Annotated in this window: 19 protein-coding genes; 10 read left to right on the plus strand and 9 right to left on the minus strand. The window is 73.6% G+C overall.

Annotated elements, in window-relative coordinates; translation table 11 throughout:
• Nucleotides 1–14: 14 nt before the first annotated feature.
• Entirely contained in the window at nucleotides 15–737 is a 723-nt protein-coding gene (locus DZA62_RS02650; RefSeq protein ID WP_116947195.1) for a nucleotidyltransferase family protein, read from the plus strand.
• A gap of 29 nt (nucleotides 738–766) precedes the next feature.
• On the plus strand, nucleotides 767–1,552 hold the full coding sequence (locus tag DZA62_RS02655; RefSeq protein ID WP_116947196.1) for an enoyl-CoA hydratase/isomerase family protein: 786 nt from the start codon (nucleotides 767–769) through the stop codon (nucleotides 1,550–1,552).
• Between the two features lie 11 nt (nucleotides 1,553–1,563).
• On the opposite strand, the gene DZA62_RS02660 is transcribed toward DZA62_RS02655, so the two are convergent.
• Complete coding sequence (locus tag DZA62_RS02660) at nucleotides 1,564–2,031, minus strand: GtrA family protein (RefSeq protein ID WP_408618064.1); 468 nt, start codon at nucleotides 2,029–2,031, stop codon at nucleotides 1,564–1,566.
• 170 nt (nucleotides 2,032–2,201) lie between these two features.
• Between DZA62_RS02660 and DZA62_RS02665 the strand changes: the two genes are divergently transcribed.
• From DZA62_RS02665 to DZA62_RS02680, 4 genes are all read left to right on the plus strand, one after another.
• Nucleotides 2,202–3,359, plus strand: a complete 1,158-nt coding sequence (locus tag DZA62_RS02665; RefSeq protein ID WP_232827225.1) for a 5-(carboxyamino)imidazole ribonucleotide synthase — start codon at nucleotides 2,202–2,204, stop codon at nucleotides 3,357–3,359.
• Entirely contained in the window at nucleotides 3,352–3,894 is a 543-nt protein-coding gene (gene purE, locus DZA62_RS02670; protein WP_116947198.1) for a 5-(carboxyamino)imidazole ribonucleotide mutase, read from the plus strand. Before DZA62_RS02665 ends, purE begins: the two co-directional genes overlap by 8 nt.
• Nucleotides 3,895–4,106: 212 nt before the next feature.
• Entirely contained in the window at nucleotides 4,107–5,171 is a 1,065-nt protein-coding gene (locus tag DZA62_RS02675) for a type IV toxin-antitoxin system AbiEi family antitoxin domain-containing protein (protein WP_269813836.1), read from the plus strand.
• Nucleotides 5,172–5,562: 391 nt separating this feature from the next.
• Nucleotides 5,563–6,504 carry a serine protein kinase RIO gene (locus tag DZA62_RS02680; protein ID WP_116947200.1) on the plus strand — a complete coding sequence of 314 codons (942 nt, stop codon included), beginning with the start codon at nucleotides 5,563–5,565 and terminating at the stop codon, nucleotides 6,502–6,504.
• Nucleotides 6,505–6,590: 86 nt separating this feature from the next.
• Here DZA62_RS02680 and DZA62_RS02685 read toward each other — a convergent pair whose 3' ends face one another.
• Nucleotides 6,591–11,009: a S8 family serine peptidase gene (locus DZA62_RS02685; RefSeq protein ID WP_116947201.1), complete on the minus strand. Its 4,419-nt coding sequence runs from the start codon at nucleotides 11,007–11,009 to the stop codon at nucleotides 6,591–6,593.
• A 259-nt stretch (nucleotides 11,010–11,268) separates the two neighbouring features.
• Between DZA62_RS02685 and DZA62_RS02690 the strand changes: the two genes are divergently transcribed.
• A complete protein-coding gene (locus tag DZA62_RS02690) occupies nucleotides 11,269–12,075 on the plus strand; it encodes a TrmB family transcriptional regulator (RefSeq protein WP_116947202.1) in 807 nt (268 codons plus the stop codon).
• Here the strand turns inward: DZA62_RS02690 and DZA62_RS02695 are convergent.
• The 6 genes from DZA62_RS02695 to DZA62_RS02720 all read right to left on the minus strand — a co-directional run bounded on the left by DZA62_RS02695 (nucleotide 12,072) and on the right by DZA62_RS02720 (nucleotide 19,055).
• Nucleotides 12,072–12,503, minus strand: a complete 432-nt coding sequence (locus DZA62_RS02695; RefSeq protein ID WP_116947203.1) for a CoA-binding protein — start codon at nucleotides 12,501–12,503, stop codon at nucleotides 12,072–12,074. The genes DZA62_RS02690 and DZA62_RS02695 overlap by 4 nt on opposite strands.
• Nucleotides 12,504–12,586: 83 nt before the next feature.
• Entirely contained in the window at nucleotides 12,587–13,525 is a 939-nt protein-coding gene (pip, locus tag DZA62_RS02700; protein WP_116947204.1) for a prolyl aminopeptidase, read from the minus strand.
• The gene (locus tag DZA62_RS02705; protein WP_116947205.1) at nucleotides 13,522–16,569 is read right to left on the minus strand and encodes a coiled-coil domain-containing protein; all 3,048 of its coding nucleotides are present in this window, start codon (nucleotides 16,567–16,569) and stop codon (nucleotides 13,522–13,524) included. Before DZA62_RS02705 ends, pip begins: the two co-directional genes overlap by 4 nt.
• Entirely contained in the window at nucleotides 16,566–17,303 is a 738-nt protein-coding gene (locus DZA62_RS02710; protein WP_198663344.1) for a hypothetical protein, read from the minus strand. The genes DZA62_RS02705 and DZA62_RS02710 overlap by 4 nt, the downstream gene beginning before the upstream one ends.
• Nucleotides 17,300–17,833 (minus strand): hypothetical protein, encoded by a 534-nt coding sequence (locus DZA62_RS02715; RefSeq protein ID WP_116947206.1) that lies wholly within the window; start codon nucleotides 17,831–17,833, stop codon nucleotides 17,300–17,302. The genes DZA62_RS02710 and DZA62_RS02715 overlap by 4 nt, the downstream gene beginning before the upstream one ends.
• Before the next feature lies 1 nt (nucleotide 17,834).
• The gene (locus DZA62_RS02720; protein ID WP_116947207.1) at nucleotides 17,835–19,055 is read right to left on the minus strand and encodes a hypothetical protein; all 1,221 of its coding nucleotides are present in this window, start codon (nucleotides 19,053–19,055) and stop codon (nucleotides 17,835–17,837) included.
• Between the two features lie 61 nt (nucleotides 19,056–19,116).
• Here DZA62_RS02720 and DZA62_RS02725 point away from each other — a divergent pair, with 61 nt between their 5' ends.
• Nucleotides 19,117–19,695 carry a hypothetical protein gene (locus tag DZA62_RS02725; RefSeq protein WP_116947208.1) on the plus strand — a complete coding sequence of 193 codons (579 nt, stop codon included), beginning with the start codon at nucleotides 19,117–19,119 and terminating at the stop codon, nucleotides 19,693–19,695.
• Nucleotides 19,696–19,700: 5 nt separating this feature from the next.
• Here the strand turns inward: DZA62_RS02725 and DZA62_RS02730 are convergent, their stop codons facing one another.
• Nucleotides 19,701–20,402, minus strand: a complete 702-nt coding sequence (locus DZA62_RS02730; protein ID WP_116947209.1) for an SDR family oxidoreductase — start codon at nucleotides 20,400–20,402, stop codon at nucleotides 19,701–19,703.
• Between the two features lie 78 nt (nucleotides 20,403–20,480).
• Here DZA62_RS02730 and DZA62_RS02735 point away from each other — a divergent pair, with 78 nt between their 5' ends.
• The gene (locus tag DZA62_RS02735) at nucleotides 20,481–21,683 is read left to right on the plus strand and encodes an ROK family transcriptional regulator (protein ID WP_116947210.1); all 1,203 of its coding nucleotides are present in this window, start codon (nucleotides 20,481–20,483) and stop codon (nucleotides 21,681–21,683) included.
• 187 nt (nucleotides 21,684–21,870) lie between these two features.
• Nucleotides 21,871–23,166 (plus strand): extracellular solute-binding protein, encoded by a 1,296-nt coding sequence (locus tag DZA62_RS02740; protein ID WP_116947211.1) that lies wholly within the window; start codon nucleotides 21,871–21,873, stop codon nucleotides 23,164–23,166.
• The last annotated feature ends 100 nt before the right edge of the window (nucleotides 23,167–23,266 follow it).

Consider the following 23,266-nt stretch of genomic DNA (forward strand, 5'->3'; position numbering starts at 1 on the left):
GTAGGGTCCGCGGCATGACGAGCGCAGCGACGGTGCGCCAGGCCGTGATCCTCGCCGGTGGGCAGGGCTCCCGGCTCAAGCCGTACACCGACACCGTCCCGAAGGTGATGATCGAGATCGCGGGCCGGTGCATCATCGACCACCAGCTGGACTGGCTGGCCGAGGCCGGCGTCACCGACGTCGTCGTGTCGGCCGGGCATCTCAGCGACGTCCTGGTGGCCCACCTCGACTCCCGCGAGCTGCCGGTCCGCGTCCGCACGGTCGTCGAGGACCAGCCGCTGGGCCGCGGCGGCGGGCTGAAGTACGCCGGCAAGCAGCTGCCCGACCCCGCCCAGGGCTGGTATGCGCTCAACGGCGACATCTGGACCCGGTTCGACCTGCGCGGCATGACGTCGTACCACCTCGAGCGGCAGGCCGTCGCCACCATCGCGCTGGCCCGGCCGCGCATGCCGTGGGGCGTCGTCGAGCTCGACGAGCTGGGCCGCGTCACCGACTTCGTCGAGTCGCCGCCGTCGCCGTACCCGATCAACGGCGGGGTGTACGTGTTCTCGCCGCAGATCCTCGACCTGCTGCCCGACGTCGGCGACCACGAGCGCACGACGTTCCCGTCGCTGGCCAAGGAGCGGCTGCTCGCCGGCTACCCGATCGACACGTACTGGCGGGCCATCGACACCGCGAAGGACCTCTCCGAGGCCGCGAAGGAGCTGGCCGCGCTGCGGTCCACGCTGGGCGAGTGAGGCGTCGCCGGGGCCGATAGGGTCTCGGCATGGGCAGTGTGACGGTGAACCGGCTCGATGACGTCCCGGGTGTCACGGAGCTGGTCCTCGACCGGCCCGAGGCGCACAACGCGATCTCCACCGACCACGCGCGGCAACTGGTCGCGGCGACGGCCGACGTCGCCGCCGACCCCGGCGTCCGCGCCGTCGTGCTGTCGTCGTCGGCCCCTCGGGCATTCTGTGTGGGCGCCGACCTCAAAGAGCGCAACACCATCGACGACGACGGCCTGCGGGCGCAGCGGCTGCTGTTCCGCGCGATGTTCACCGGGCTGCTGGAGCTGCCGGTGCCGACGATCGCGGCGGTGCACGGCTACGCGCTGGGCGGCGGGTTGGAGCTGGCGCTGTCCTGCGACCTCATCGTCGCCGACGAGACCGCCGTCCTCGGCCTGCCGGAGGTGTCCGTCGGCCTCGTCCCTGGCGGCGGCGGGACGCAGCTGATGACCCGCCGGCTGGGCTGGAGCCGCGCCGCCGACCTGATCTTCACCGCCCGCCGGCTCGACGCCGCCGAGGCGCACCGGCTCGGGCTGGCCGACCGCCTGGTGCCCGCCGGCTCGGCGCGATCCGCCGCCCTGGAGCTCGCGACGGCGATCGCCGCTCACTCACCGGTGGGGGTCCGCAACGCCAAGCGGGCCATGCGCCAGGGCTTCGACGCTCCGCTCGCCGCCGGCCTGGACATCGAGGACGCCGCCTGGCGCGCCACGGCGTTCAGCGGCGACAGGACGGAAGGCGTGGCGGCCTTCAACGAGAAGCGCCGTCCGGAGTGGCCGGGTGAGTGACGGCGCGCGTCCTACGTCGTCTGCTCCTGGACCCGGTGCGCCGGAAACACCCACGTGCGGTACGACCAGAAGCGGAACAGCGTCCCGAGCAGCAGCCCGACGACGTTGGCGGCGATGTTGTCGGCCAGCGGGCCGGACAGCCCCAGCACGTAGCGCGAGAACCCGAGACAGGCCAGCGCGATGCCCAGCCCGATGCCGTTGAGGACGAAGAACAACGTGTACTCGCGGGCCAGGCCGGTGCGGGCGCGGTGCCGGAAGGTCCACAGCCGGTTGCCGGTGTACGTGACGGACGTGGCGCCGACGACCGCGATGGTCTTGGCCCACAGCGGGGAGTCGTGCAGAGGGCCGACACCGTCGGAGCCCCAGAACAGCAGCGCGTTGAAGATCGCGAGGTCGACGAGGAAGCCGATGCCACCGACGGTGGCGAACTTGGCGGCCTCGCGGATCAGGTGGTGCAGGCCGTACCAGATACGGGACACCGCACCCGGCAGGCGCGGGGTGCGGCGTTTCGGAGGTGCGGTATCGAGCACGGGCCCAGGGTAAGGCACAACGCCCGGATCGGGATATCTCTCCGGGTTTGGGCAGGTCAGGCGTTGATCGTTCGTCTCACTGCGGGTGTCTGGCAGCTGGTGCCGTACGCTCATGGCCCGTGGGTGATGATGCGACGTGGCCCGTGGTGGGCATGGTCGGCGGGGGCCAGTTGGCCCGGATGACTCAGCCGGCCGCCCTGGCGCTCGGGGTGCGGCTGAAGGTGCTCGCCGCCGGGCCGGACGAGTCTGCCGCGCAGGTGGTCAACAGCCCGGTGATCGCCGACGAGAAGGCGCTGGCCGACCTGCGCGCCTTCGCCGCCGGGTGTGACGTGCTGACGTTCGATCACGAGCACGTGCCGCCGGCTCACCTCCAGGCGTTGGAGGCCGACGGCGTGCTGGTGCGGCCCGGATCGGAGGCGCTGCTGCACGCCCAGGACAAGGGCGTGATGCGGACCCGGCTGACGGAGCTGGGCGTGCCGTGCCCGCGGCATCGCATCGTGGCCTCGCCCGCCGAGGCGGCGCAGTTCGCCGCGGCGCTGGGCGGCGACGTCGTGCTGAAGACGACGCGCGGTGGTTACGACGGCAAGGGTGTCTGGCTCGTGACGTCGTCGACGCCGCCCGAGGTGGTCGAGGAGCCGTTCCGGGCCGGTGTCCCGGTGCTGGCCGAGGAGCGCGTGGACTATGCGCGCGAACTGTCGGCCGTCGTCGCCCGCTCGCCGCACGGCCAGGCCGTCGCCTACCCCGTCGTCGAGTCGGTGCAGCGCGACGGCATCTGCGTCGAGGTGGTGGCACCCGCGCCGGGACTCGCTTCCGACCTCGCGATCGAGGCGCAGCGGGTGGCGCTGACGGTCGCGTCGTCGCTGGACGTCGTCGGCGTGCTGGCGGTCGAGCTGTTCGAGACGACGGACGGCCGGCTGCTGGTCAACGAGCTGGCGATGCGGCCGCACAACTCCGGGCACTGGTCCATCGACGGCGCCGTCACCAGCCAGTTCGAGAACCATCTGCGGGCCGTGCTGGACCTCCCGCTCGGCTCGCCGGTCGCGCGGGCGCCGTACACCGTCATGGTCAACCTGCTCGGCGGCGACCTGCCCGACGTCTACCCGGCGTACCGGCACGTCATGGCCCGCGATCCCGAGTTGAAGGTGCACTGGTACGGCAAGGGCGTGCGGCCCGGCCGCAAGGTGGGACACGTGACGGCGTACGGCTCCGACCTCGCGTCGCTGCGGGAGCGGGCCTGGCACGCCGCCGACTACATCCGAGGGGACATCGATGAGTGACGTCGCAGACCTGGTGACGGCTCAGGGCGATGGCGTGCCGCAGGTCGGCATCGTCATGGGGTCGGACTCCGACTGGCCGGTGATGTCGGCGGCCGCGGCGGCGCTGGACGAGCTGGCCGTGCCGTACGAGGTCGGCGTCGTGTCGGCGCACCGGATGCCGCAGGCGATGCTCGCGTACGGCGAGGCCGCGGCCGGGCGTGGGCTGCGGGTGCTGATCGCCGGCGCCGGTGGTGCCGCGCACCTGCCCGGCATGCTCGCGTCGGTGACGTCGCTGCCCGTGATCGGGGTGCCGGTGCCGCTGAAGTACCTCGATGGCATGGACTCCCTGCTGTCGATCGTCCAGATGCCGGCCGGCGTGCCGGTCGCCACGGTCTCCGTCGGCGGGGCCCGGAACGCCGGCCTGCTGGCCGCGCGCATCCTCGGCGCCTCGGACGACGCGCTGCGGCAGCGTCTGGACGCCTTCCGAGCGTCCCTGGAGGCGGCGGCCGCGGCGAAGGGCGCCGCCCTGCGTTCCCGCCTCACCTCCGACTCCTGACTCAGCCGACGTCACCCGCCCCCGGCGCACCTCACCCGTCTGAGGACCGCATGGGCTCGGGAACCGCTCGCCATGCGGTGTCCACGCGAGTGAGGTGCACGTCGGCCGGGTGAGGTCTGCCGATATCCACAGGGCAACCGGATCTCTGCGCTCGTCCACAGATCGGCCGGAGGCCCTGTCGTGCGGGGCGCATCGATGGCGACGCTGGGCCGGTGCCTGGACGACCGCGCCGACTTCCCGACGACATCGCTGAGCTCATCGCGCGTGAGCATGGTGTGGTGACAGTCGCCGTCGCGCGTGCCGCGGGGGTCGATCCGCGGCGCCTCCACCGGCTCTGCGCAGCAGGCCTGCTGACGTTGCTGATGCCCGGCTGCTTCGGTGCGACGGTGGCAGCGGGCGTCGACGAGTGGGAGGAGTTCCGGCTCGGCGCGCGTGCGTTCGCGGGCTACTGTGGGCCGTCCGCCTTCCTGTCCGGGTGGTCGGCCGCGGTCACGTGGCGGCTTCCAGCCATCGGGCGGCCGCCTGCGCGCCACACTGCCGTCCGCCACGTCGATGCGGGCCACTCGGTGCGGAACACGCCCTTCGGTGACCTGCGTGCCGTCGTACTGGCGCCGGGCCACGCCCGTCGCGCCGCCAGGGTGCGGGTCGTGAGCCGAGCGTGGGCGGTGGCCGACCTCGCCCGCGCTGGGCCGATCCTGCCCGCGCTCGTCGCTGCGGATGCGGCCGCGGCGGCTGGTGCCGATCTCACCGATGCGACGCCGCACATGGAGCACTGGCCCGGGGTGGGGCGAGCCCGGTGGGTGGCCGAGCACGCCGACCCGCGGGCGGAGTCGCCGCTGGAGACGCTGGGGCGGTTCACCTGCCTGCAGTTCGACCTGCCGCTGCCGGTATCCAACGCCTGGGTCGGCGCCGACGAGCCGGAGTATCGCGTCGACGGGCTGTGGCCGTTCCACGGCGCGGTCTTCGAGGCGGACGGCGCGCTGAAGTATGACAACCGCCCCGACGCGTCGCGGATCGTGGCGCGGCAGGGGGAACGCGAGTGGCGGCTGCGTCGTCTGGGCCTCGACGTCGTCCGGTTCGGGTGGGACGTCGCCTGGCGGAACCGGGCCGAGCTGGCCGGCCGATTCGCCGTCGTGCTGCGCGACAACGCCGGGCGTGAGCGGCCGGTCCGGTGGTGGAAGCACGTGCCCGGCGTCGGCGCTGTCGAGCCCGAGCCGGCCGACTGGCCCTCGCCCGGTCCGAGCGGCATCGTCCTGCCCGCCGACTGGGACCGCTGAAGCCACCCGCCTCGCGCCGCCGCAGACCGGTTCGCGCGCCGCGGCGACACGTCACCCGCGCGATCGCCGCATGCAGCCGCCGGAACGGCGCCAGTGCGGCCCTGCCGCGGGTGAGGAGCGCTGGCGGCGGGTGGAGCCGCCCGGAAATTCGGTTGCGCCGCCGGCTGTCGAACCGGTTGGCTGGAGGGCGCACGGCCGGGGTCAGGGAGACGTCCGGCGGAGGCGAAGGGAGGCGTGACCGATGGCTGCCCACTCGAGGCGGCGCGTTGTCGTCTGCGCGCCATACCGCCCTCACTTCGCCGTTCCCACCGCCTGAACCACGCAACCGGCAGCGGTGGGGACCTCCTCGTAGGAGACCACCGCAGTGCCGAACCACGATGAGTTCCGCCCCATGCGCTCCCGCGGCCGCGCCCGCACCCGTGAGGACCGCGCCGAGGTCGCCGAGCGCAGCCTCGACAACACGTTCGCCGAGTACGCCGCGAAGTACGGCTTCACCGCGCCCGGCGAAGAGGCCTTCACCGACGGCCCGCCGGCCGGGGACCGGTGGACTACCTGGGACGACTCGACGGCGGGCCAGCGCGGCCCGCAGCCGTACCCCAGCTGGGTCATCACCGACCTCGGCGCCGTCGACACCGAGCTGGGCATCCTCAAGACCGGCAAGGAGGCCGACGTCTTCCTGCTGGAGCGCTCGGTCCCCGAGACCGGAACCGCCGTGACGACGGCGGCCAGACGGACGCTCATGGCGGCCAAGCGCTACCGCGACCCGAAGCATCGCATGTTCCACCGCGACGACGGCTACCGCGAGGGCCGGCGCGACCGCGAGTCCCGGGTCAACCGGGCCATGGCCAAGGGCAGCGCGTTCGGCCGCGAGGCCGTCGCCGGCCAGTGGGCGCACGCCGAGTTCGCCGCGCTCACGTCGCTGTGGACGGCCGGGGTCGCCGTCCCGTACCCGGTGCAGATCGTCGGCACCGAGCTGCTCATGGAGTTCGTCGGCGGCGACGACGGGGTCGCGGCGCCGCGGCTGGCCCAGCTGCGTCCCGACGCCGGCGAACTGGCCGACCTCTGGGCCCAGCTGGCGCACAACCTGTCGCTGCTGGCGTTGGCGGGGTACGCGCACGGCGACCTGTCCGCGTACAACCTGCTGGTGCACGACGGCCGGCTGGTGGTCATCGACGTGCCGCAGATCGTCGACGTCATCGGCAATCCGCACGGGCGCGAGTTCCTCGACCGCGACGTCCGCAACGTCGGCGGCTGGTTCACCGCCCGCGGCCTCGACCCGCACCACGTCGGCGCGCTCAGCGAGGCGCTGGCCAGGGACGCCCGGCTGTCCTGACGCCTGAGCCCGGACGCCGGACGCGGAACGACGAACGGCGGCGGGTTCCCGGAGGAACCCGCCGCCGCGGCGACAGCTCAGACCGACTAGCGGCCGTCGCTGACGATGTCGACCGTGGCCGAGGCCGGGTCGCCGACGGTGTAGCCCGAGCCGTCCGAGACGGTGACGCTCACCGAGCGCGGCCGCGGGCTGGGCCCGCGCCGGTCGATCACCCCGACGGACTCGACCACCGTGGTCTGGCCGGGGGCGAACGTGACGGTGCCGTCGAGCGGCTCGTAGTCGCGGCCCGGCTTGGTGTAGCGGCCGTCGGCGATCGAGTACGTCACCGTCAGCTCACCGGCCGCCGACCCCGCCGGACGGGTGAACGTGAACGCGCCGTCCGTCGCCGGCTCGACCGCGTCGGCCGTCGCCGCCACCGTGATGGCCGGCAGCGACACCGTCACGCTGTCGGAGACGGTGACCTCCTGCGCGCCCGGGTTGTCGGTGACGTGCACCGCCGAGTTCGTCAGCACGGTGCCGTCGGCGACGTCGGCGTCGACGGTGACGTCGTAGGTGACGACGACGGGGTCGAGGTCCGGCCCGGCGTAGTTCGCGCAGACGATGGTGTCGTTGGCGATGACACCGGCCGCGCTGCCCGCGTCGACCAGCGCCGTCGCCGACGTGCCGGTGGCGTTCTCGGTGCCGATGGTGATCGGCCCGGCCAGCGGCCCGGTGATGTTGTCGTAGGCGAACACCAGGTCGTTGCTGCCGGTGAAGAGGAACGCCTCCATGTCGTACGTGCCCTGAGCGCCGGTCGGGTCGCCGGCCAGCCGCAGGTCGTCGTACTCGAGGACGGCGAGGTCGGCGCCGGCCGTCGCGACCGAGACGCCGGAGTTGGCGGCCTGGTCGTAGACGATCTGCATGTCCTGCCAGAGCATCGCCGCGACGTTGTTCGGCCGCGCCGACGAGGGCAGCGTCTGCGGCGTGCCCGGCTGGCCGCCGCCGTTGCTGGCGAAGTCGTAGATCAGGAACCCGTCGTCGGACATCCCGACACCGGCGTACGGCCGGTCGTAGAAGCCGAACGTCCGGCTCGTCAGGGCGGTGATGACGATGCCGTCGCCCTCGAGGCCCGCCTGCGTCAGGATGCCGAAGTCCTGCAGGTTCGTGTACTCCTGCGTCCCGGTGAACGGGTTGACGCACTGGGGGTCAGTGGCGCTGGTGGTGATCGTGTACGCGCCCTCGGCGCCGACCGCGGTGGGCAGCGTTCCCTCCCAGGTCAGGACGCCGTCCTCGACGGTGGCCCCCTCGGTCGCCGAGCCCTCCACGTAGGTCGTCCCCTCGGGCAGGGTGTCGGTGATCGTGTAGGCGAGGTCCTCGGGTGTGACGTTCGGCGCGACCGTCAGGGTGTACCGGATCGTGTCGCCCGGCCCGGCGGTGTCGACGGACGCCGTCTTGGTGACGTCGTCGGCGTGCCGGGTGACGGTGACCGGGATGACGCCGATGTCGCCCGCCGAGTCCGGCGCGGAACCCAGCGCGATGGCGCCGTACCAGGTCTCGCCCGGGTCGAGGTCGGCTTCGTCGTAGTAGGCGCGGACGGTGAACGGCTCACCGCCCGGCTGCGAGGCCGGGCCCTCGACCGTCAGGTTGCCCTCGTCACCGGCCACGACGGCGGTGCCCAGCGTGACGGTGTCGGTGCCGCCCGGAGTGGAGGCGTCCCAGTTCTGCACCAGGATCCACCAGGTGCCGGCTTCGGGGTTGCCGACGTCGCAGAACTCGTCGGCGGTGCCGGTGGCGCTGGAGCAGACCTGGGTCGCGGCGCTCGGCGTGCTGCCGGTGCCGACGAACAGGTCGAGATCCGGCGCCGTCGAGTCCGAGAGGTCCGCGATCAGCCGGGCCGCGTTCTCGGGCACGTCGACCAGGATCGTCTGGGTGCCGTTGCCGTCGAACGGGTCGGTGTTGGTGGTGTCCTCAGGGATCGAGAGCTGCTGCTCCTGCACCGGGACCAGGCCCGACACCGACGCGGTGAACTCGTCGATCTCGATCGCCTCGATCGGCGCGGACTCCTGCGAGCCGGCGTCGCGGCGGGTGTCGATGTCGACGCCGTCGGGCAGCACGCCCGTGGACGGCAGCGCCGCCACCGGCAGGTGCGCCGCCGGCGCCTCCGAGCCCTCCTCCGGCGTCAGGACGACCGAGCCGAACAGGTAGGCGTCGGTCGGCGAGCCGGAGACGTCGGCGGTGATGGTGAGCTCGACGTCCTCGCCCTCGGCGATGGTGAACTCCGACGGCTCGACGGTGACCGTGATGCCGTCGCTCTGCGACTCGGTGCTGACCGTCCACGTGCCGGCGCCGGTCTCGGTGCCGGTGACGGTCCGGGTCCACTCGCAGGTCTGCAGGCATTGCCGGTCGGCCATGCTGGGCAGGTTGAGGTCCTTGACGTCGCCGCCCGCGGCCGGGTTGGCCGCGACGTACTCGGCCGGTGTGACGTCCAGGACCAGGCCGGCCTTCGCGGCGACGTTGAGGTCGATGCGGCCGGACCCCATGTCGAACCAGTCGGCCACGGTGCCGTCGTTGTCGGTGACGGTGGTCTTCGCCGTCGTCATGGCGGCGGACTGCGCCTCGGCCGGCGTCCAGTCGCCGTGGACCGACTTGAGCAGCGCGTACGACCCGGCCATGTGCGGGCTGGCCATCGAGGTGCCGGAGATGAAGCCCCAGCTGGTCTCGTTGCCGGTGCCGTTGGCGGCGATAATGTCGACGCCCGGGGCGGTGATGCTGGGCGAGACGATCTCGACCGCGCGGTTCGGGCCGCGGCTGGAGAACGCGGCCATGATGTCGCCGACGCTGTCGGAGATCACCTCGATGCCGCCGGACAGCGACGCCTGCTCGCCGGTGACCGACGCCATCCACGTCTTCAGCTCGACACCGTCGTCGAACGTGACGTGGACGGCCGGCAGGACGTGGGCGTCGGCGTTGAGCGAGGTGCCGCTGGCGGCGTCATTGGCGAGGATCATGCCCTCGGCGCCGAGTGCGGCGACGACCTGGCCCTTCTCCACCCGGCCGTTGTTGCCGCGGTCGCAGATCACGATCTCGCCGGTGAAGTCGGTGCCGGCCGGGAACGCGCCGGTCAGGCAGAGCGGGTTGCCGAGGTCGCCGGCGTTGACCAGCGGGAGCGCCCCGGTGGTCGGGCCGCTGAAGCCGAGGCCGCGGACCGGGTCGTGCGTGGCGCCGCCGTCGGCGGTGACGTTCTGCACCTCGGCCTGCCACTGCCGGTCGTGCTGGGCCGCGCCGGTCGACGTGCTCCACGGGATGTCCGCGGGGGAGCCGACGGTGGCTTCGCCCGGGCCCTCGTTGCCGGCCGACTGCGCGACGTAGATGCCGGCCGCGCGAGCGTTCAGGAAGGCGACCGCGTCGGTGTCGGTCCACGGGTCGGGCGAGGCCGCCGGGCTGCCGATCGAGTAGTTGATGACGTCGACGCCGTCGGCGATGGCCTGGTTGATGGAGGCGAGCGTGGCGGCGCCGGGGCAGCCGGCCGCGCAGGCGTCGTAGGCGATGACGTTGGCGTGCGGCGCGACGCCGCGGATGGTGCGGGTGACGCTGAACTCGTGCTCGGTGCCCTCGGCGCTGTAGACCGTGGCGTCGGTCTGGTTGCCGGCCGCCGTGCTGGCGGTGTGGCTGCCGTGGCCGTCGTTGTCGTAGGGGTTGGTGCCGTCGGCGCTGGTGAAGTCCCACGCGCCGATCAGCTTGTCGTTGCAGCCCCAGTTCGGGAGGTGCGCGGGGTTCGCCGGGTCGCAGACACCGACGTAGTTGCCGGCGCCGCGCGGGTTGGTGTGGTCGTAGCCGTCGCCACCGGTCGACTCGGCCGCGACGTCGGCGAACGACGGGTTGGCCGGGTTGATGCCGGTGTCGATGATGCCGACGACGATGCCCTCGCCCTTGGTGCCGGTGTCGCTCGCGTCGGGGGTGCCCGAGCCGTCCCAGATGGCCGGCGCGCCGATCCACCCGGGACCGCGGTCCGTGTGCAGCTCGCGCACCTGGTCGACCAGCACCGAGGTGACACCCGGCAGCTCGGCGACCGCCAGCGCCTCGTCCTTCGTCAGCTCGACGGCGATGCCGTTGAGCGCGTAGGTGTAGGTGAACCGGACCTCGGGGGCGCGGCCGATCTCGTCGTCGATCTGGTCGACCAGCTCGGCCTGCGCCGCCTCGAGGTGGCCGGTGTAGGCCTGGGCGGCGCGGCTCTCGACGTCGAGCGGCTCGGCGCCGCGGGCCTCGGGGCCGGTGGCGGCGAGATCCTCGATGCCGCCGTCGTACGCGGGGACGGCGGGCTGGTCGAGCTGGACGATGTACAGCTCCGGCGCGGCGGCCGTGCCGAGACGAAGCGCGACGCCCTTCTCCTGTTGCTGGACGGAGAGGTCGGTCACCGCCTCGAGCTGATCGGCGGAGGGAGGTTCGGCGGGGGCGGCACCGGCGCCCTGGGTGAGTCCCAGGGCCAGGGCCACCGCCGCCGGAAGGGTCAAGCTGCGACGCAACATGCGGGCTCCTTCAACGACGAACCCGCCGGCCGGTCCGGGGTGTGGTGGCGGCGGGTCTGCTGTACGCGCGTACGTGCTGGCTGGGTGGAGGTGCGGCGCCGGTGACAACGCGTTGGCGTCGGCATCACCGGCCTCCTACGAAGCGTGCCTTCCCGGCAGATGACGTGCGGAGATGCACATTGTCACGAGCTGTCCGGTAACCGGTGAAACTAGACGAACCCTGTCACCACTGTCAATGGTGACAGACTAGGGTGAGCCGATGGATACCGCCGCGAACGTCGCCGGGCTGGTCGACCTCGGCCTGACCAGCTACGAGGCGCGGGCCTACGTCGCTCTCGTCGGCCGCCGCGACGCCACCCCGGCGGAGATCTCGCGCATGACGTCCGTTCCGCGGCAGCGCGCGTACGACGTCCTGGCGACGTTGTCCGAGCGCGGGCTGGTGGTGCAGGTGCCCGGCCAGGCGGTGCGCTACCGTGCGCAGCCGCCGGACCACGTCACCGACCTGCTCCTCGCCGTGCGCCGGCGCGAGCTGGACCGGCTGGCGCAGGCGTCCACCGACATCGCCGGCCGGCTGCGGTCGCTCTTCCAGCGCGGACAGGACCACGGCCACCCGCTGGACTACGTCGAGGTGCTGCGCGACCGCGAGCACGCCGTCGAGCGGGTGCAGCAGCTGTGGGCCGACGCCCGGCACGAGGTGCTGACGTTCGTCCACCCGCCCTACCTGGGCGCGTCGACGCCGTCGACCGACGCGGTGCCGCCGGGCATCGTGCATCGGGCCATCTACGAGACGTCCATCCTCGACGACCCGCAGATGGCCGAGCGGGTACGGACGTGGGCGACGCTGGGCGAGCAGATCAGGCTCACCACTGAGCTGCCGCTCAAACTGACCATCGTCGACGGCCGGTCGGTGACGTTCAACATGCCCGACTCCGCCGAGGGCGACGGCTCCGTGACGACGCTCGTCGTGCAGCACGAGGCGCTCGCGGCGACCCTGAAGATCGCGTTCGAGAGCCTGTGGTCGCAGGCCCGCACGCTGGAGGACGTCGCGGCGACGCGCTCGTACTAGACGCCGGCGCGCGGCGCCTCGATGGCGGGGCAGGTGTCCATGACGACGTCCAGTCCGGCCGCCTTCGCCCGCTGCGCCGCCTCCTCGTCGACGACGCCCAGCTGCAGCCAGACGGCCGTGATGCCGAGTCGCTCCTTTTCCGCGATGGCGTCGTCGACCACCTCACCGACCCGCCGGCTGTTCACGAAGCAGTCCACGACGTCGACCGGTCCCGGCACGTCGGCCAGCGTCTTGTAGCCGGTCGTGCCGTGAGCGTCCTCGGCGCGCGGGTTCACCGGCACGATCGTCATGCCGAGGTGGTCGCGGACGAACCGCGCGACCCCGTACGCCGCCCGTTCCCGGTTCTGCGACAGGCCGACGACCGCCCAGGTCGCGGGGGTTGTCAGGAGACGGCGAATGGTGTGGGGGTCGTTCACGTGCGTGGTCACGCTTCGAGCGTATGTCTCTGCTTCGCGCTGTGAGGCGCGGCGTCGCGCTGGGCCGTACACGGGGGGTGGGGTCGGTGGCGTTGTCAGGTGGCGAGGGCGGTGGTGGCGTGGCGGAGCTCGGCGGCGACCGTTCCCTCGGCGGAGGCGTGGCCGGCGTCGGCGACGACGAGGCGGGCGTCGGGCCAGGTCCGGGCCAGCTCCCACGCCGTGCGGACCGGGGTCTGCACGTCGCCGCGGCCGGCCACCAGCACGCCGGGGATGCCCCTCAGCCGATCGGCGTCGCGCAGCAGCTGGTTCTCCGTCAGCCAGCCGTCGTGGCGGAAGTAGTGCAGCGCCAGCCGCACCAGCGTCGCCGCGAACCGCGGGTCGGCGAGCGCCGAGGTGGCGTGCGGGTCCGGGTGCAGGCTCAGCGTCGCCGCCTCCCACGCGCACCAGGCCGCCACGGCCCCGTCGCGGACGGCGGGATCGGGGTCGTGCAGCAGCCGGTGGTACGCCTCGAACACCGCGCCGGCACCGGTCGCCGCGGGCGTCGGCGCGCTGAAAGCCGACCAGGCCTCGGGGAAGAACCGCCCGGCGCCGCCGCCGTAGAGCCAGTCGGCCTCGTCCGGACGCAGCAGCGCGACGCTGGTCAGCACCATCGCCGTCACGCGGTCCGGATGCGCCTGCGCGTAGGCCAGCCCGAGCGTGCTGCCCCACGACCCGCCGAGCACCAGCCAGCGGTCGATGCCGCGGTGCTCGCGCAGCCGCTCGAGATCGTCGACCAGCGCCCAGGTGTGGTTGGCGGACAGGTCGGCGCGGTGGTCCAGGACGCGCGGCGTGCTGCGGCCGCAGCCGCGCTGGTCGAGCAGCACGATGCGGTAGACCGCCGGGTCGAACAGGCCGCGGTGCGCCGGGGAGCAGCCGCTGCCCGGCCCGCCGTGCAGCACCACCGCGGGCCGGCCCTCGGGGTTGCCGCACTCCTCCCAGTACACGCGGTGCCCGTCGCCGACCTCGAGCAGGCCGTGGGCGTACGGCTCGATCACGCGGTACCGGCGCCCTCGACGTCCAGGGTGCCGGGGCGGTAGGAGGACATCCACGAGCGCAGCAGCTCGACGCGGTCGGTGTTGGCGTCGTTGCCGACGACGACCGGCTCCTCGTTGTAGGCCATGGTGTCCGAGCGGCGGCGCAGCTTGACGTAGAGGCCGGACGCCTCGATGGCGTAGCGCTCCATGTCGTCCTGCAGGGCGCCGACGACGGTGATGTTGTGGTCGTTGCCGATGCGCTCGAACAGCGCGACGGCCTCGCGGCGGTGCTGCTTGCCGAGGTTGCGGCCGAGTTCGTCGAGGATCAGCAGCAGCGGCCGGTCGCCACCGCGGGCCAGCGCCGCGGCGCAGACCAGCTTGACCGCCTTCTCGTCCATCTGGGCGGTGTTGCTGCGCAGCGTGTACGCGGACATCCGCTGGCCCTCGGCGCGCCGCCACTTCGGGCTGACCGTCCACCGCCACGGCTTGTCCGGCTCCGACGGCGGCTCGGGCTCGGGGTAGTCCAGGCCGGCGCCGTAACCGCCGTACTCCTGGTCCAGCCGGTCGAACTCGGTGGCCACCTTCTTCAGCATGGTCTTGATACCGGCCGCCAGCGACGTGCGGTGCGCGCGCACCGTCTGCTCCGCCTCGCTGTACCCGAGCCGCGCGGCGTCGAGGTCGGCGGTGCGCCGGGAACGCTGCTCGGCGATCTGCTTGAGCTGGTGCCGGTCGTGGTCCTCGTGGTCACGCAGGTGGGTGTCCAGCGCCCGCAGCAGGGCCGCGACCAGCGAGACGCGCGTCTCCAGCGCCGCGCCGGACCAGTTCGGCGTGACGAGCAGCTCGCGCAGCTCCGCGGTCAGCTCCTCCGGCGGCGTGCCGGGCGGGAAGCAGCGGACGGCGACCTCGTCGGTCAGGCGCGTGGCGTCCTCGTCCCACGCCGTGGTGGTGCGGGACTGCAGATCGGCGGGCAGCTCGACGAGGTGGCGGCGCGCGGCGTCGGGGGAGTCGCCCCAGGCCTTCTCGCGGTCGAGCAGGGCGAGGCCGTCGCGCTCCTCGATCAGTTCGATCCGCTCGTTCCCCTTGTCGCGCAGCGTCACCGTCAGCCGCTTGCGGGTGTCGCGCAGGCTGGTGATGCGCTCCTCGCGCGAGTTGTGCACGCCCAGCTCGTGGGCGTATGCCGACTCGGCCGCGGTCAGGTCGGGGGCGAGCGCGTCGCGGTGTTCCTGGCGCTCCGCGTTGGCCGCGCGCAGGTCGCCGATCTCGTCCTGCAGTGCCGCGGCCCGCTCGGCGGCGTCGGCGGCCTTGGCGCGGGTCTCGGCCCGGGCCAGTGTGGTCCGGGCCTGCTCGACGACGGTGACGGCCGCGTCGAGCGCCTCGGTCAGCTCGCGGTGCGCCTCCTGCGCGGCGGCGACGCGGGCCGGCTGGCCGGTGATCGGCTCGGCGAACCCGCCGATGGCCAGCACCCCGGCCGCCTCGTCGACGACGGCGCCCTTGCCGGCCCGCGCGGCGACGGCGTCGAGGAAGGTCGTGAGGTCGCGCTTGCCGTCGGCCAGCACCAGCAGCGACCCGGGCAGCCCGGCCAGCGCCTTCGCCGCCTTCGTCGCGTCCTTCCGGCCGACCACCACCGCCTCGCGGTACGGCGACAGCCGCGGCTCCCACACGTCGCGTTCGGCGGGGTCGACGGCGACGACGTCGACCAGCGCGGCCGCGTCGACGCCGGCCGCACGCAGCCGTTCCACCTGCTCGGCGGCGACGTCGTCGCCGGACTCGGCCGCCGTGACCCTGCGGCCCGCCTCGTTCGCCGCGGCCCGGGCGACGGCCTGCCCGGCGATCGCCTCCTCCAGCGCCGTCCGCGCCTGCGCCAGCTCCGTGGCGGCGACGTCCGGGGTGCGGCCGTCGGTGGCGCGTGCCTCGTCGGTGAGCGATCGGACAGCCGAGCTGAGTCTTTCCAAGTGCTGGGTGGCGGCCAGCTGGGCGGCCTCCAGCTCGCGGTCGCGAGCGATCAGCTCGTTGCGTTTGCGCTGGGCGACCTCGAACCGGCGCGCGGACTCGTCGTCGTCGGTCAGCGCGGCCAGCCGGTCCTCGACGCCGTCGAGCTCCTGGCGAAGCGCCGCCTCGGTGTCGTCGAGCTCGGCCAGCGCCTGCCGCAGCTCCGACGTCCGCTCGACGCCGTCGAGCAGGTGTCGCGCGCACCGCGACCGCCAGGCCGTCCGCGCCTCGCCGAGCAGCTCACGGGCCGCGAGCCGGCGGGCGATGCCGGCCTCGATGACGGCGACCTCGCTCTCCCACTCGGCGATCTGCCGCTCGGTCTCCTCGACCTCGCTGCGGTGCCGGTGCTCCGCCGAGCGGAGCACCTGCTCGTGCTCCAGCTCGCGGTCCAGCCCGGTGAGCGTGGCGATGGCGTCGAAGATGCGGTGCGGCGGGAGGTCGTTCAGTGGCTGGGCCAGCAGGTTCGCCGCCTGGCTGGAGCGCACCGACGTCGACAGGAACGACACGCAGCGCGCGTTCTGGCCGAACAGCACCCGCGACAGCTGACCGGCGTGGAAGTCGGTGCGGCCGTTGCTGCGCGGCAGTTGCGCCCACAGTTCGTCGACCCGTGCGGCCCGCTCGGACTCAGTCGCGCCGTACGGGACGTGCAGTCCGCCGGTCCAGCGCAGGTCGAGGTAGGGCGCCTTGCGGTTGATGCGCAGCCAGACGGTGACGGCGTCGTCCTGCGGCGCGCTGCCGCCGGGCGGCGCGAAGACGCCGATGACGTAGCCGCGGTCGACGTTGGACCAGCGGCCCTCCTGCGCGGCCAGCTCGGCGGTGAACAGCAGCTCGGCCGCTCCCGCGGCGCCGCTGGCCAGCTTCCACTGCTCGTCGGCGTGCAGCAGGCTCAGCGCGGCGATGAACGAGGACTTCCCGGCGCCGTTGGAGTCCTTCGGTCCCTGCCCGGCGACCGTGACCAGCCCCTGGCCGATCATCGGGACCGGGTGGGTGGACAGCCGGGAGATGTCGACGACCTGGACGCCGACGAGCACCCGCTCGCCGACGACGTCGAAGGCGCCCGGTGCGGCAGCGCTCACGTGTCCTCGTTCCTCTCGGGTGTGCTCGTCTCGTCGGCCGGAGCCGCCGGTTCTGCCTGGCCGGCCGGCGCCTTCGGGGGCGGTGCCGGGGCCGGTGCCGGGCGGCGGGCCCGGATCGCCGCCGCCAGTGGGCTGTCCGGCGCGGCGGCCAGGATGAGCTCGTGCTCCAGCCGCTCGCGCGCCGCCTTGGTGAGCCGGTGCAGCGCCGGTCCGGGCAGGTAGGCCGGGCCGTCGACGACCGCGGACCGGCCGCGCGGCGGGGCGATCTGCACCAGCCCGGCGGCCCGCAGCCGCTGCAGCGACGGCCGGATCTCGCCGCGCGGCAACTGCGTGTACCGGGTCAGCTCGTCGACCGACGTCGGGTGCGCCGACGTCCACGAGTCGCCGCTGACCAGCCCCTGGCTGCGCGGGATCGCGACGGAGTGGACGAGCACCAGTACCAGGACGGCGCGGTCCATGCGCGACTGCGCGGTGGCGCCCTCGGCGGCCAGCCGCTCCGTGACGTCGTCGCGGAACCCGGACGTCCAGTGCGTGCTGCCGGCCCGGACCAGCGTCCGGCCGAGGCGGTACAGCAGCCGTTGCAGGTCGCGGCGGACGGTCGCGTCGCGCAGCGCGAGCAGTTGCGCCTCGGGCACCGGCTCGCGGCCGTGCTCCAGCGCGGCGAACGCGGCCAGCACCTCGTCGCGGTGGCGCTCGTTCAGCTCGGCGAGGGCGCTGTCGAAGACGGTGCTCATGCGGCCCCCGCGGGCGGTGCGGGCAGCGAGCGCCACAGCTCGCGCAGGGTGCTCAGCTCGGCGGCGCTCCACGACGCGACCCGCGGCCCGAGCCGGACGACGCGGGTGTCCTCGTCGAACAGCACCCAGCCGGCGCCGGCCAGCCGGCGGACGGCGCCCATCGCGGCGGCATGCAGCGCGCGTTCGTCGCGGCTGCCGGTGATGCCCCGGAAGACGCCGATGACGTGGTCGAACGGCGCCGGGACGGCGGGCCAGACCGGGCCGCTGGGCTCGGTCCAGCAGCAGCGCAGACAGGCGGCCAGCACACGCGCGGTGTCGTTCGGCTGGTCGACGGCGACACCCGGCAGCCCGAGCTCGTCGAGCACGTCCGGGCGGGCGTTGTCGGGCAGCTCGGGCAGCAGCCAGACGGCGCTCGCGTCGGGCTCGACCAGGCGGATCATGCCGGTGGGGTGGGCGCTGGCGGGTGGGACGCGCTGCGGACCGGCCGCGCGGTGCCGCGCCCACCAGAGGGCGGTGTCGTCGGTGCTCATGTCAGGCGGCGTCCCCGGCGCGGCCGCGGCGGAACGTCCCGTCGGACACCCACGACGGCTCGCCGCCGGGGTCGACGCGCAGGCCGTCGGACCAGGTCAGCTCGTAGGCGAGATCGGGATGGTGGTGGATCGCCGTGAGGTCGGCGAGCAGCCGGCGCGCGGCCGGCCAGTCGCCGGCGCCGTCGAGCACGTCGGCGACCGCTATCGCGTCGCCGTCGCCGAGCAGTCGCTCGGCGGTCTCGCCCAGGTTCGCGGCGTCGTCGGCCGGGCGGATGTCGTCGGGCGGTGGCGCCGTGGCGCCTTCGGGGCGGGGTGGCGGCTGGCGGACGGTGTTCGCGCCGCGGCCGCTCTCGACCGCCTCGGTGAGCAGGTTCGGCGAGAACCACGGCGCCGGCGCGTCGAAGACGAAGGTGTCCAGCACGCCGGCGAGGTCGTCCTCGTCGGCCGTCCGGGCGAAACTCAGCCACGTCTCGACCGACAGCAGCCCGAGCGCGCGCGTCGTCCCGGCCCGCTCGATCAGCCGCCCGGCCGCCTTCTCGACGGCGTCGCCGTAGGCGGCCAGCGCGACCCGCAGCGCGGTGCACTCGCGGTCCAGCTGCGGCCAGCGGGTCAGCACGACGGTGTGGACCTCTTCGGCCTGGCTGATCAGGCCCTTGTTGCCCCAGAGCAGCTGCGCGTGGTCGCCCAGCTGCTCGGCGGTGCTGCCGGCGGCCAGGATGGCCAGCTCGTTGCCGAGGTGGCGGAAGATCCTGGTCAGCCGGCTGATCGTGGTCTGCCCGGTCTCGGGCTCGGCGTCGGGCGCGGTGACACTGACGTGCTCGAGCGTCAGCAGCTGGTGCAGCTCGGCCTGGCCGCCCTGCTCGGCCAGCCGGCGCAGGAACAGCAGCATGACGTACGGCGCGAACGCCGCCCGGTGGAACCGCTCGTTGGGGCGCTCGACGACCTTGCTGATGGCGCCGTACTCGCGCAGCACCTCGAACCGGCGGTGGATCAGGCTCGGGGCGATCGGCCGGCAGGCCGCGGCCGCCTGGTCGACGGTGAGGCCGTCGCGCCCGGCGTCGGCGAACGCGTCGAGGATCGCCTCGTCGACGTCGAGCAGTTCGAGGTCGCTGATCATCGCGCCGGACTCGCGCGCGAGCACCGCGAAGACCTGCCGGTAGAGCCGTTCGACGGCGGCGTCGCCGGCGAGCTGATCGATGGTCAGCTCGGGCCCGGCGGTCATCGGGACAGCATGCCATCCGAGGTGGGCCGTCTGTCCACCCGGACCGATAGGCTGCTCCGGCATGTCGAAGACCCTGACGTGGACCGTCGCCGTCGTCGCCGCCGTCGCCCTGGTCGGCACCGCCTGTTCGTCCTCCTCCGACGATGACGACGGCGGCAGCGTGCCGTCAGGCGCCGCCGACCCATCCGGCACCACCGAGGCGCCGCCGAGCGGACGCTACGGCGTGCCCGAGACGCCGCTGCCGGTGGGCGAGCCGATCGCCTTCGAACGGTGGACCTTGACGGTGGGCCCGTCCGAGCAGCGCGAGGGTTCGGCCGACCCCGCCCGGCCCGATCTCGGCGGGCCCGAGGCGGGCTGGACGTACATGGTCGCCGAGTTCGACCTCGTCTCGACCTATCAGCAGGGACAGGCGCTGGAGGCGTTCGGCGGGCTGGAGTTCACGGTGCAGGGGGCGTCCGGCGAGCGCTACACACAGCCGTGCGTGCCCGACAACCCGATGAACATGTCGACCTTCCTGCCCGCCACGGTGCAGCAGATCGCCAACGTCTGTGTCGAGGTGCCGCTCGACGACGTCGACGGCGCGGTGTGGCGCATCGGGCAGCGCGGTGTCGGCGAGGACGCGTACGTCGCGCTGTCCTGACCGGCTCAGTGCCGCTGACCGACCGGCCGGACGACGATCTCGTTGACGTCGACGTGCGGCGGCTGCCCGATGGCGTAGAGGACGGCGGCGGCGACGTCGTCAGGGTCGAGCTTGGGGTCGTCCACGCGGCTCGGCGGGATCGACTCCGTGTCGACGAGGCCCGGCTGCACCAGCGTGACCCGGATGCCGGTGTCGACGCACTCCGCGCGGATCGCCTGCGCCAGGCCGGTGACGGCCCATTTCGTCGCGGAGTAGAGGTTGCCGGGCCGGACGGTGCGCCCGGCGGCCGAGCCGGTGAGCAGCAGGTGGCCCTTCGTCGTGCGCAGCGCCGGGAGGGTCGCACGGGCGGTCAGCGCCGGTCCGTGGACGTTCGTGAGGACGAGGTCGCGCCAGTCCTCCGGCGGCGCTCCGCCGTCGCCGAGGAAGGACGTGACGACGCTGGCGCCGGCGTTCGCGAGGACGACGTCCAGCCGGCTCCACACCCGCTCGACCTCGGCGACGACGCCGGTCAGCGCCGCCCAGTCGGTGACGTCGGCGACGCGGGCGAGCGCCCGGGACGGCCCGCCGAGCTCGTCGGCCAGGGCCTCGAGCGGGCCGGGCGTCCGGCCGACGAGGACGAGACGGTACCCGGCGGCCGCGGCCCGCCGGGCGACGGCGGCGCCGATGCCGCGGGACGCGCCGGTGATCAGGAAGACCTGGTCGGTCATGACGCGACCTTAGGGTGTGGGGGTCGCGCGGCGCGGCCTCGGATCGGTAATCTTTTTCACCGGAAGGTCTCTTTCCGGATGGAGCGAACAGACGTGTCGCAACGACCTGGCACTCCGAGCCTGCTGCGGGCGATGAACGACCGCAGCGCGCTCGAGCTGTTGCTCGCCGCCGGGCCGCTGACGCGCGTCGACCTCGGCCGCATGACCGGCCTGTCCAAGGTGACCGCGTCGCAGCTGCTCGCACGGCTGCAGGGGCGCGACCTCGTGGAGGTCGTCGGCACGCGGTCGGCCGGCCGCGGGCCCAACGCCGAGCTGTACGCCGTCCGGCCCGGGTGCTCGTACTCCATCGGGGTCGAGCTGAACCCCGACGTCGCCGAGGCGGCGGTCGCCGACGTCACCGGCGCGGTCATCGGCACCGTGACGGCGCCGGTCGCGGCCGAGATCACCGCCGCCGGCGACGCCGACGCCCGCCGGCTGGTGCACGACATGGCGCTGGCCGCGGCCGACGATGCCGGCATCGCCCTGGCCGACGTCGACGACGTCGTCATCGGCATGCCCGGCGTCGTCGACCCCTCGACCGGCGACATCGAACTCTCCTTCGACCTCCCCGGCTGGCACCGCGGCATGCGCGACCTGCTCGCGGCCGACCTCGGCTGCGACGTCACGTTCGAGAACGACGTCAACCTCGCCGCCGTCGCCGAGCGCTCCGAGGGCGCCGGCCGCGACGTCGACGACATGGTGCTGCTGTGGGTCGGCCGCGGCGTGGGCCTGGCGGTCGTGCTCAGCGGCCACCTGCACCGCGGCGCGACCGGCGCGGCCGGCGAGATCGGCTACCTCCCCATGCCCGGCGTCCCGTCCCCGGCCAGCGTCGAGCGGCCGGCGAGGGGTGCGTTCCAGGCACTGGTCGGCGCCGGCGCCGTCGACGAACTCGCCGGCGAGTACGGCATCGTCGCCGACGGCGCGGCCGCCGCGGTCCGGGCCGCCCTGGCCGGCGGTGGCGCGGCGGCCGACGGTTTCCTGCAGGCGTTCTCGCATCGGCTGGCGCTCGGTGTCGCCTCGGTGTGCGCGGTCGTCGACCCGGCGCTCGTGGTCGTGGCCGGTGAGGTGGGGGCGGCGGGTGGGGAGCGGCTGTGCGACATGGTCGGCGACGACGTCCGGCGCATCGCCCCGGTCAACCCCCGCGTCGTCCCGACGACCGTCCCCGGCGCCCCGGTGCTGCGCGGCGCCGTGCTGACCGCGGTCGAGCACGCCCGGCAGACCCTCTTCGCCTCGACGGAGTAACGCACCCCCGGCCGCACTCGCGGCCCGAAACGTTGTCTTCTCCATGATCAACCTGGTCCGTGGCGGGACGTTACGGAAACGTGATCACCCAGACTGGCAAGAAACCTTACAGTAGGCACAATTACTGGAAGGTTAGCTTCCAGTTCACCGTCACGCGCCCTGCTCGGGCCGAACCGGAGGAACCGCCGTGAACAGAGCACTTCGTCTCACCGCCGGCCTGGCCGCCGCGGCGCTCGCCCTCTCCGCATGTGGCGGCGACGGCGACGACAGCACCGAACCCGCCGCCGGCGGCGAATCCGCCGGTACGCCGGAGCCCGCCGACCTGCGGCTGTGGCTCAACGGCCCGGACACGCCTCAGTCGATGCGCGACTGGCTGGTCGCCGAGTTCGAGGAGCAGAACCCGGGCTCGACGCTGACGATCGAGGAGCAGGAGTGGGAGGGCCTGGTCGACCGTCTGACGACGTCGCTGGGCAGCGAGTCCGAGACCCCGGACGTGGTCGAGGTCGGCAACACGCAGGCGCCGACGTTCACGACGGTCGGGGCGTTCACCGACATCACCGACCTGCTGCCGGACCTGGGCGGCGACGACCTGCTGCAGGGCTTCGTCGACGCGGGCAGCGCCGACGGCAGCACGTATGCCGTCCCGCTGTACGCCGGCTCGTCCTACGTCTTCTACCGCAAGGACCTCTTCGCGGCGTCGGGCCTCGAGGTGCCGACGACGATGCAGGAGTTCGTCGACGCGGCGGTGAAGCTGAAGCAGGACAACGCGAGCGTGCCGAACTTCTCCGGCTTCTGGCTGCCGGGCCAGGACTGGCGTGACGGCGCCGCGTTCCTGTGGGACGCGGGCGGCGACTTCGCCGTCGAGGACGGCGGTGAGTGGAGCGGCGCCCTCTCCAGCCCGGAGTCGCAGGAGGGCCTGCAGCTGGTGCAGCGCCTGTTCACCGAGGCCTCCGGTGCGCCGAAGGACGGCAACGAGGCCGATGGCCACGTCCCGTTCTGCGCCGGTGAGGTCGGCATGGCGCTGCGGCCGGGCTGGCTGCGCGGCAGTCTCGAGGACCCGGAGATCGGCTGCCCGGACCTGATGGCGAACGTCGGCGTCTTCGCCCTGCCCGGCACCGACGGCGAGCCGGCCCCGGTCCTGCTCGGCGGCTCGAACGTCGCCGTCTCCGCCAAGTCGCCGAACCAGGAGCTGTCCGCGAAGCTGCTCGAGCTGATCCTGAGCGACGAGTTCCAGAGCCAGTACGCCGAGAACGGCCTCACGCCGGCGAAGGTCTCGCTGGCCGACGGCCTGGGCACCGACGAGTTCGCCGCCGCCACGATCGAGGCCGTCACGAACGCCAAGCTGACCCCTGCGGCCGCCGCCTGGGCCACCGTCGAGGGCTCCCGCGTGCTCGAGGACCTGTTCGTCGCCATCGCCAACGGCGGCGACGTGCAGCAGCTGGCTGAGGACGCCGATGCCGCCATCGCCGACCAGCTCGGCTAAGGCGGCGGGGGCGGCCGGCCGGGACCAGGGACCCGGCCGGCCGATCCCCGCGGCCTCGCCGCACGAGCCGCCGCTCGACCCACCGACCGGCCGGGGGCCG

Origin of the sequence: Jiangella endophytica (assembly GCF_003427025.1) — a bacterium.
Lineage (GTDB): Bacteria > Actinomycetota > Actinomycetes > Jiangellales > Jiangellaceae > Jiangella > Jiangella endophytica.

Bases quoted from the DNA above. Each gene is read 5' to 3' on its own strand.
- DZA62_RS02650 (WP_116947195.1), top strand. From the start codon at position 15: ATGACGAGCGCAGCGACGGTGCGCCAGGCCGTGATCCTCGCCGGTGGG.
- DZA62_RS02655 (WP_116947196.1), top strand. From the start codon at position 767: ATGGGCAGTGTGACGGTGAACCGGCTCGATGACGTCCCGGGTGTCACG.
- purE (WP_116947198.1), top strand. From the start codon at position 3,352: ATGAGTGACGTCGCAGACCTGGTGACGGCTCAGGGCGATGGCGTGCCG.
- DZA62_RS02680 (WP_116947200.1), top strand. From the start codon at position 5,563: ATGCGCTCCCGCGGCCGCGCCCGCACCCGTGAGGACCGCGCCGAGGTC.
- DZA62_RS02685 (WP_116947201.1), bottom strand. From the start codon at position 11,009: ATGTTGCGTCGCAGCTTGACCCTTCCGGCGGCGGTGGCCCTGGCCCTG.
- DZA62_RS02690 (WP_116947202.1), top strand. From the start codon at position 11,269: ATGGATACCGCCGCGAACGTCGCCGGGCTGGTCGACCTCGGCCTGACC.
- DZA62_RS02710 (WP_198663344.1), bottom strand. From the start codon at position 17,303: ATGAGCACCGTCTTCGACAGCGCCCTCGCCGAGCTGAACGAGCGCCAC.
- DZA62_RS02715 (WP_116947206.1), bottom strand. From the start codon at position 17,833: ATGAGCACCGACGACACCGCCCTCTGGTGGGCGCGGCACCGCGCGGCC.
- DZA62_RS02720 (WP_116947207.1), bottom strand. From the start codon at position 19,055: ATGACCGCCGGGCCCGAGCTGACCATCGATCAGCTCGCCGGCGACGCC.
- DZA62_RS02725 (WP_116947208.1), top strand. From the start codon at position 19,117: ATGTCGAAGACCCTGACGTGGACCGTCGCCGTCGTCGCCGCCGTCGCC.
- DZA62_RS02730 (WP_116947209.1), bottom strand. From the start codon at position 20,402: ATGACCGACCAGGTCTTCCTGATCACCGGCGCGTCCCGCGGCATCGGC.
- DZA62_RS02735 (WP_116947210.1), top strand. From the start codon at position 20,481: ATGGAGCGAACAGACGTGTCGCAACGACCTGGCACTCCGAGCCTGCTG.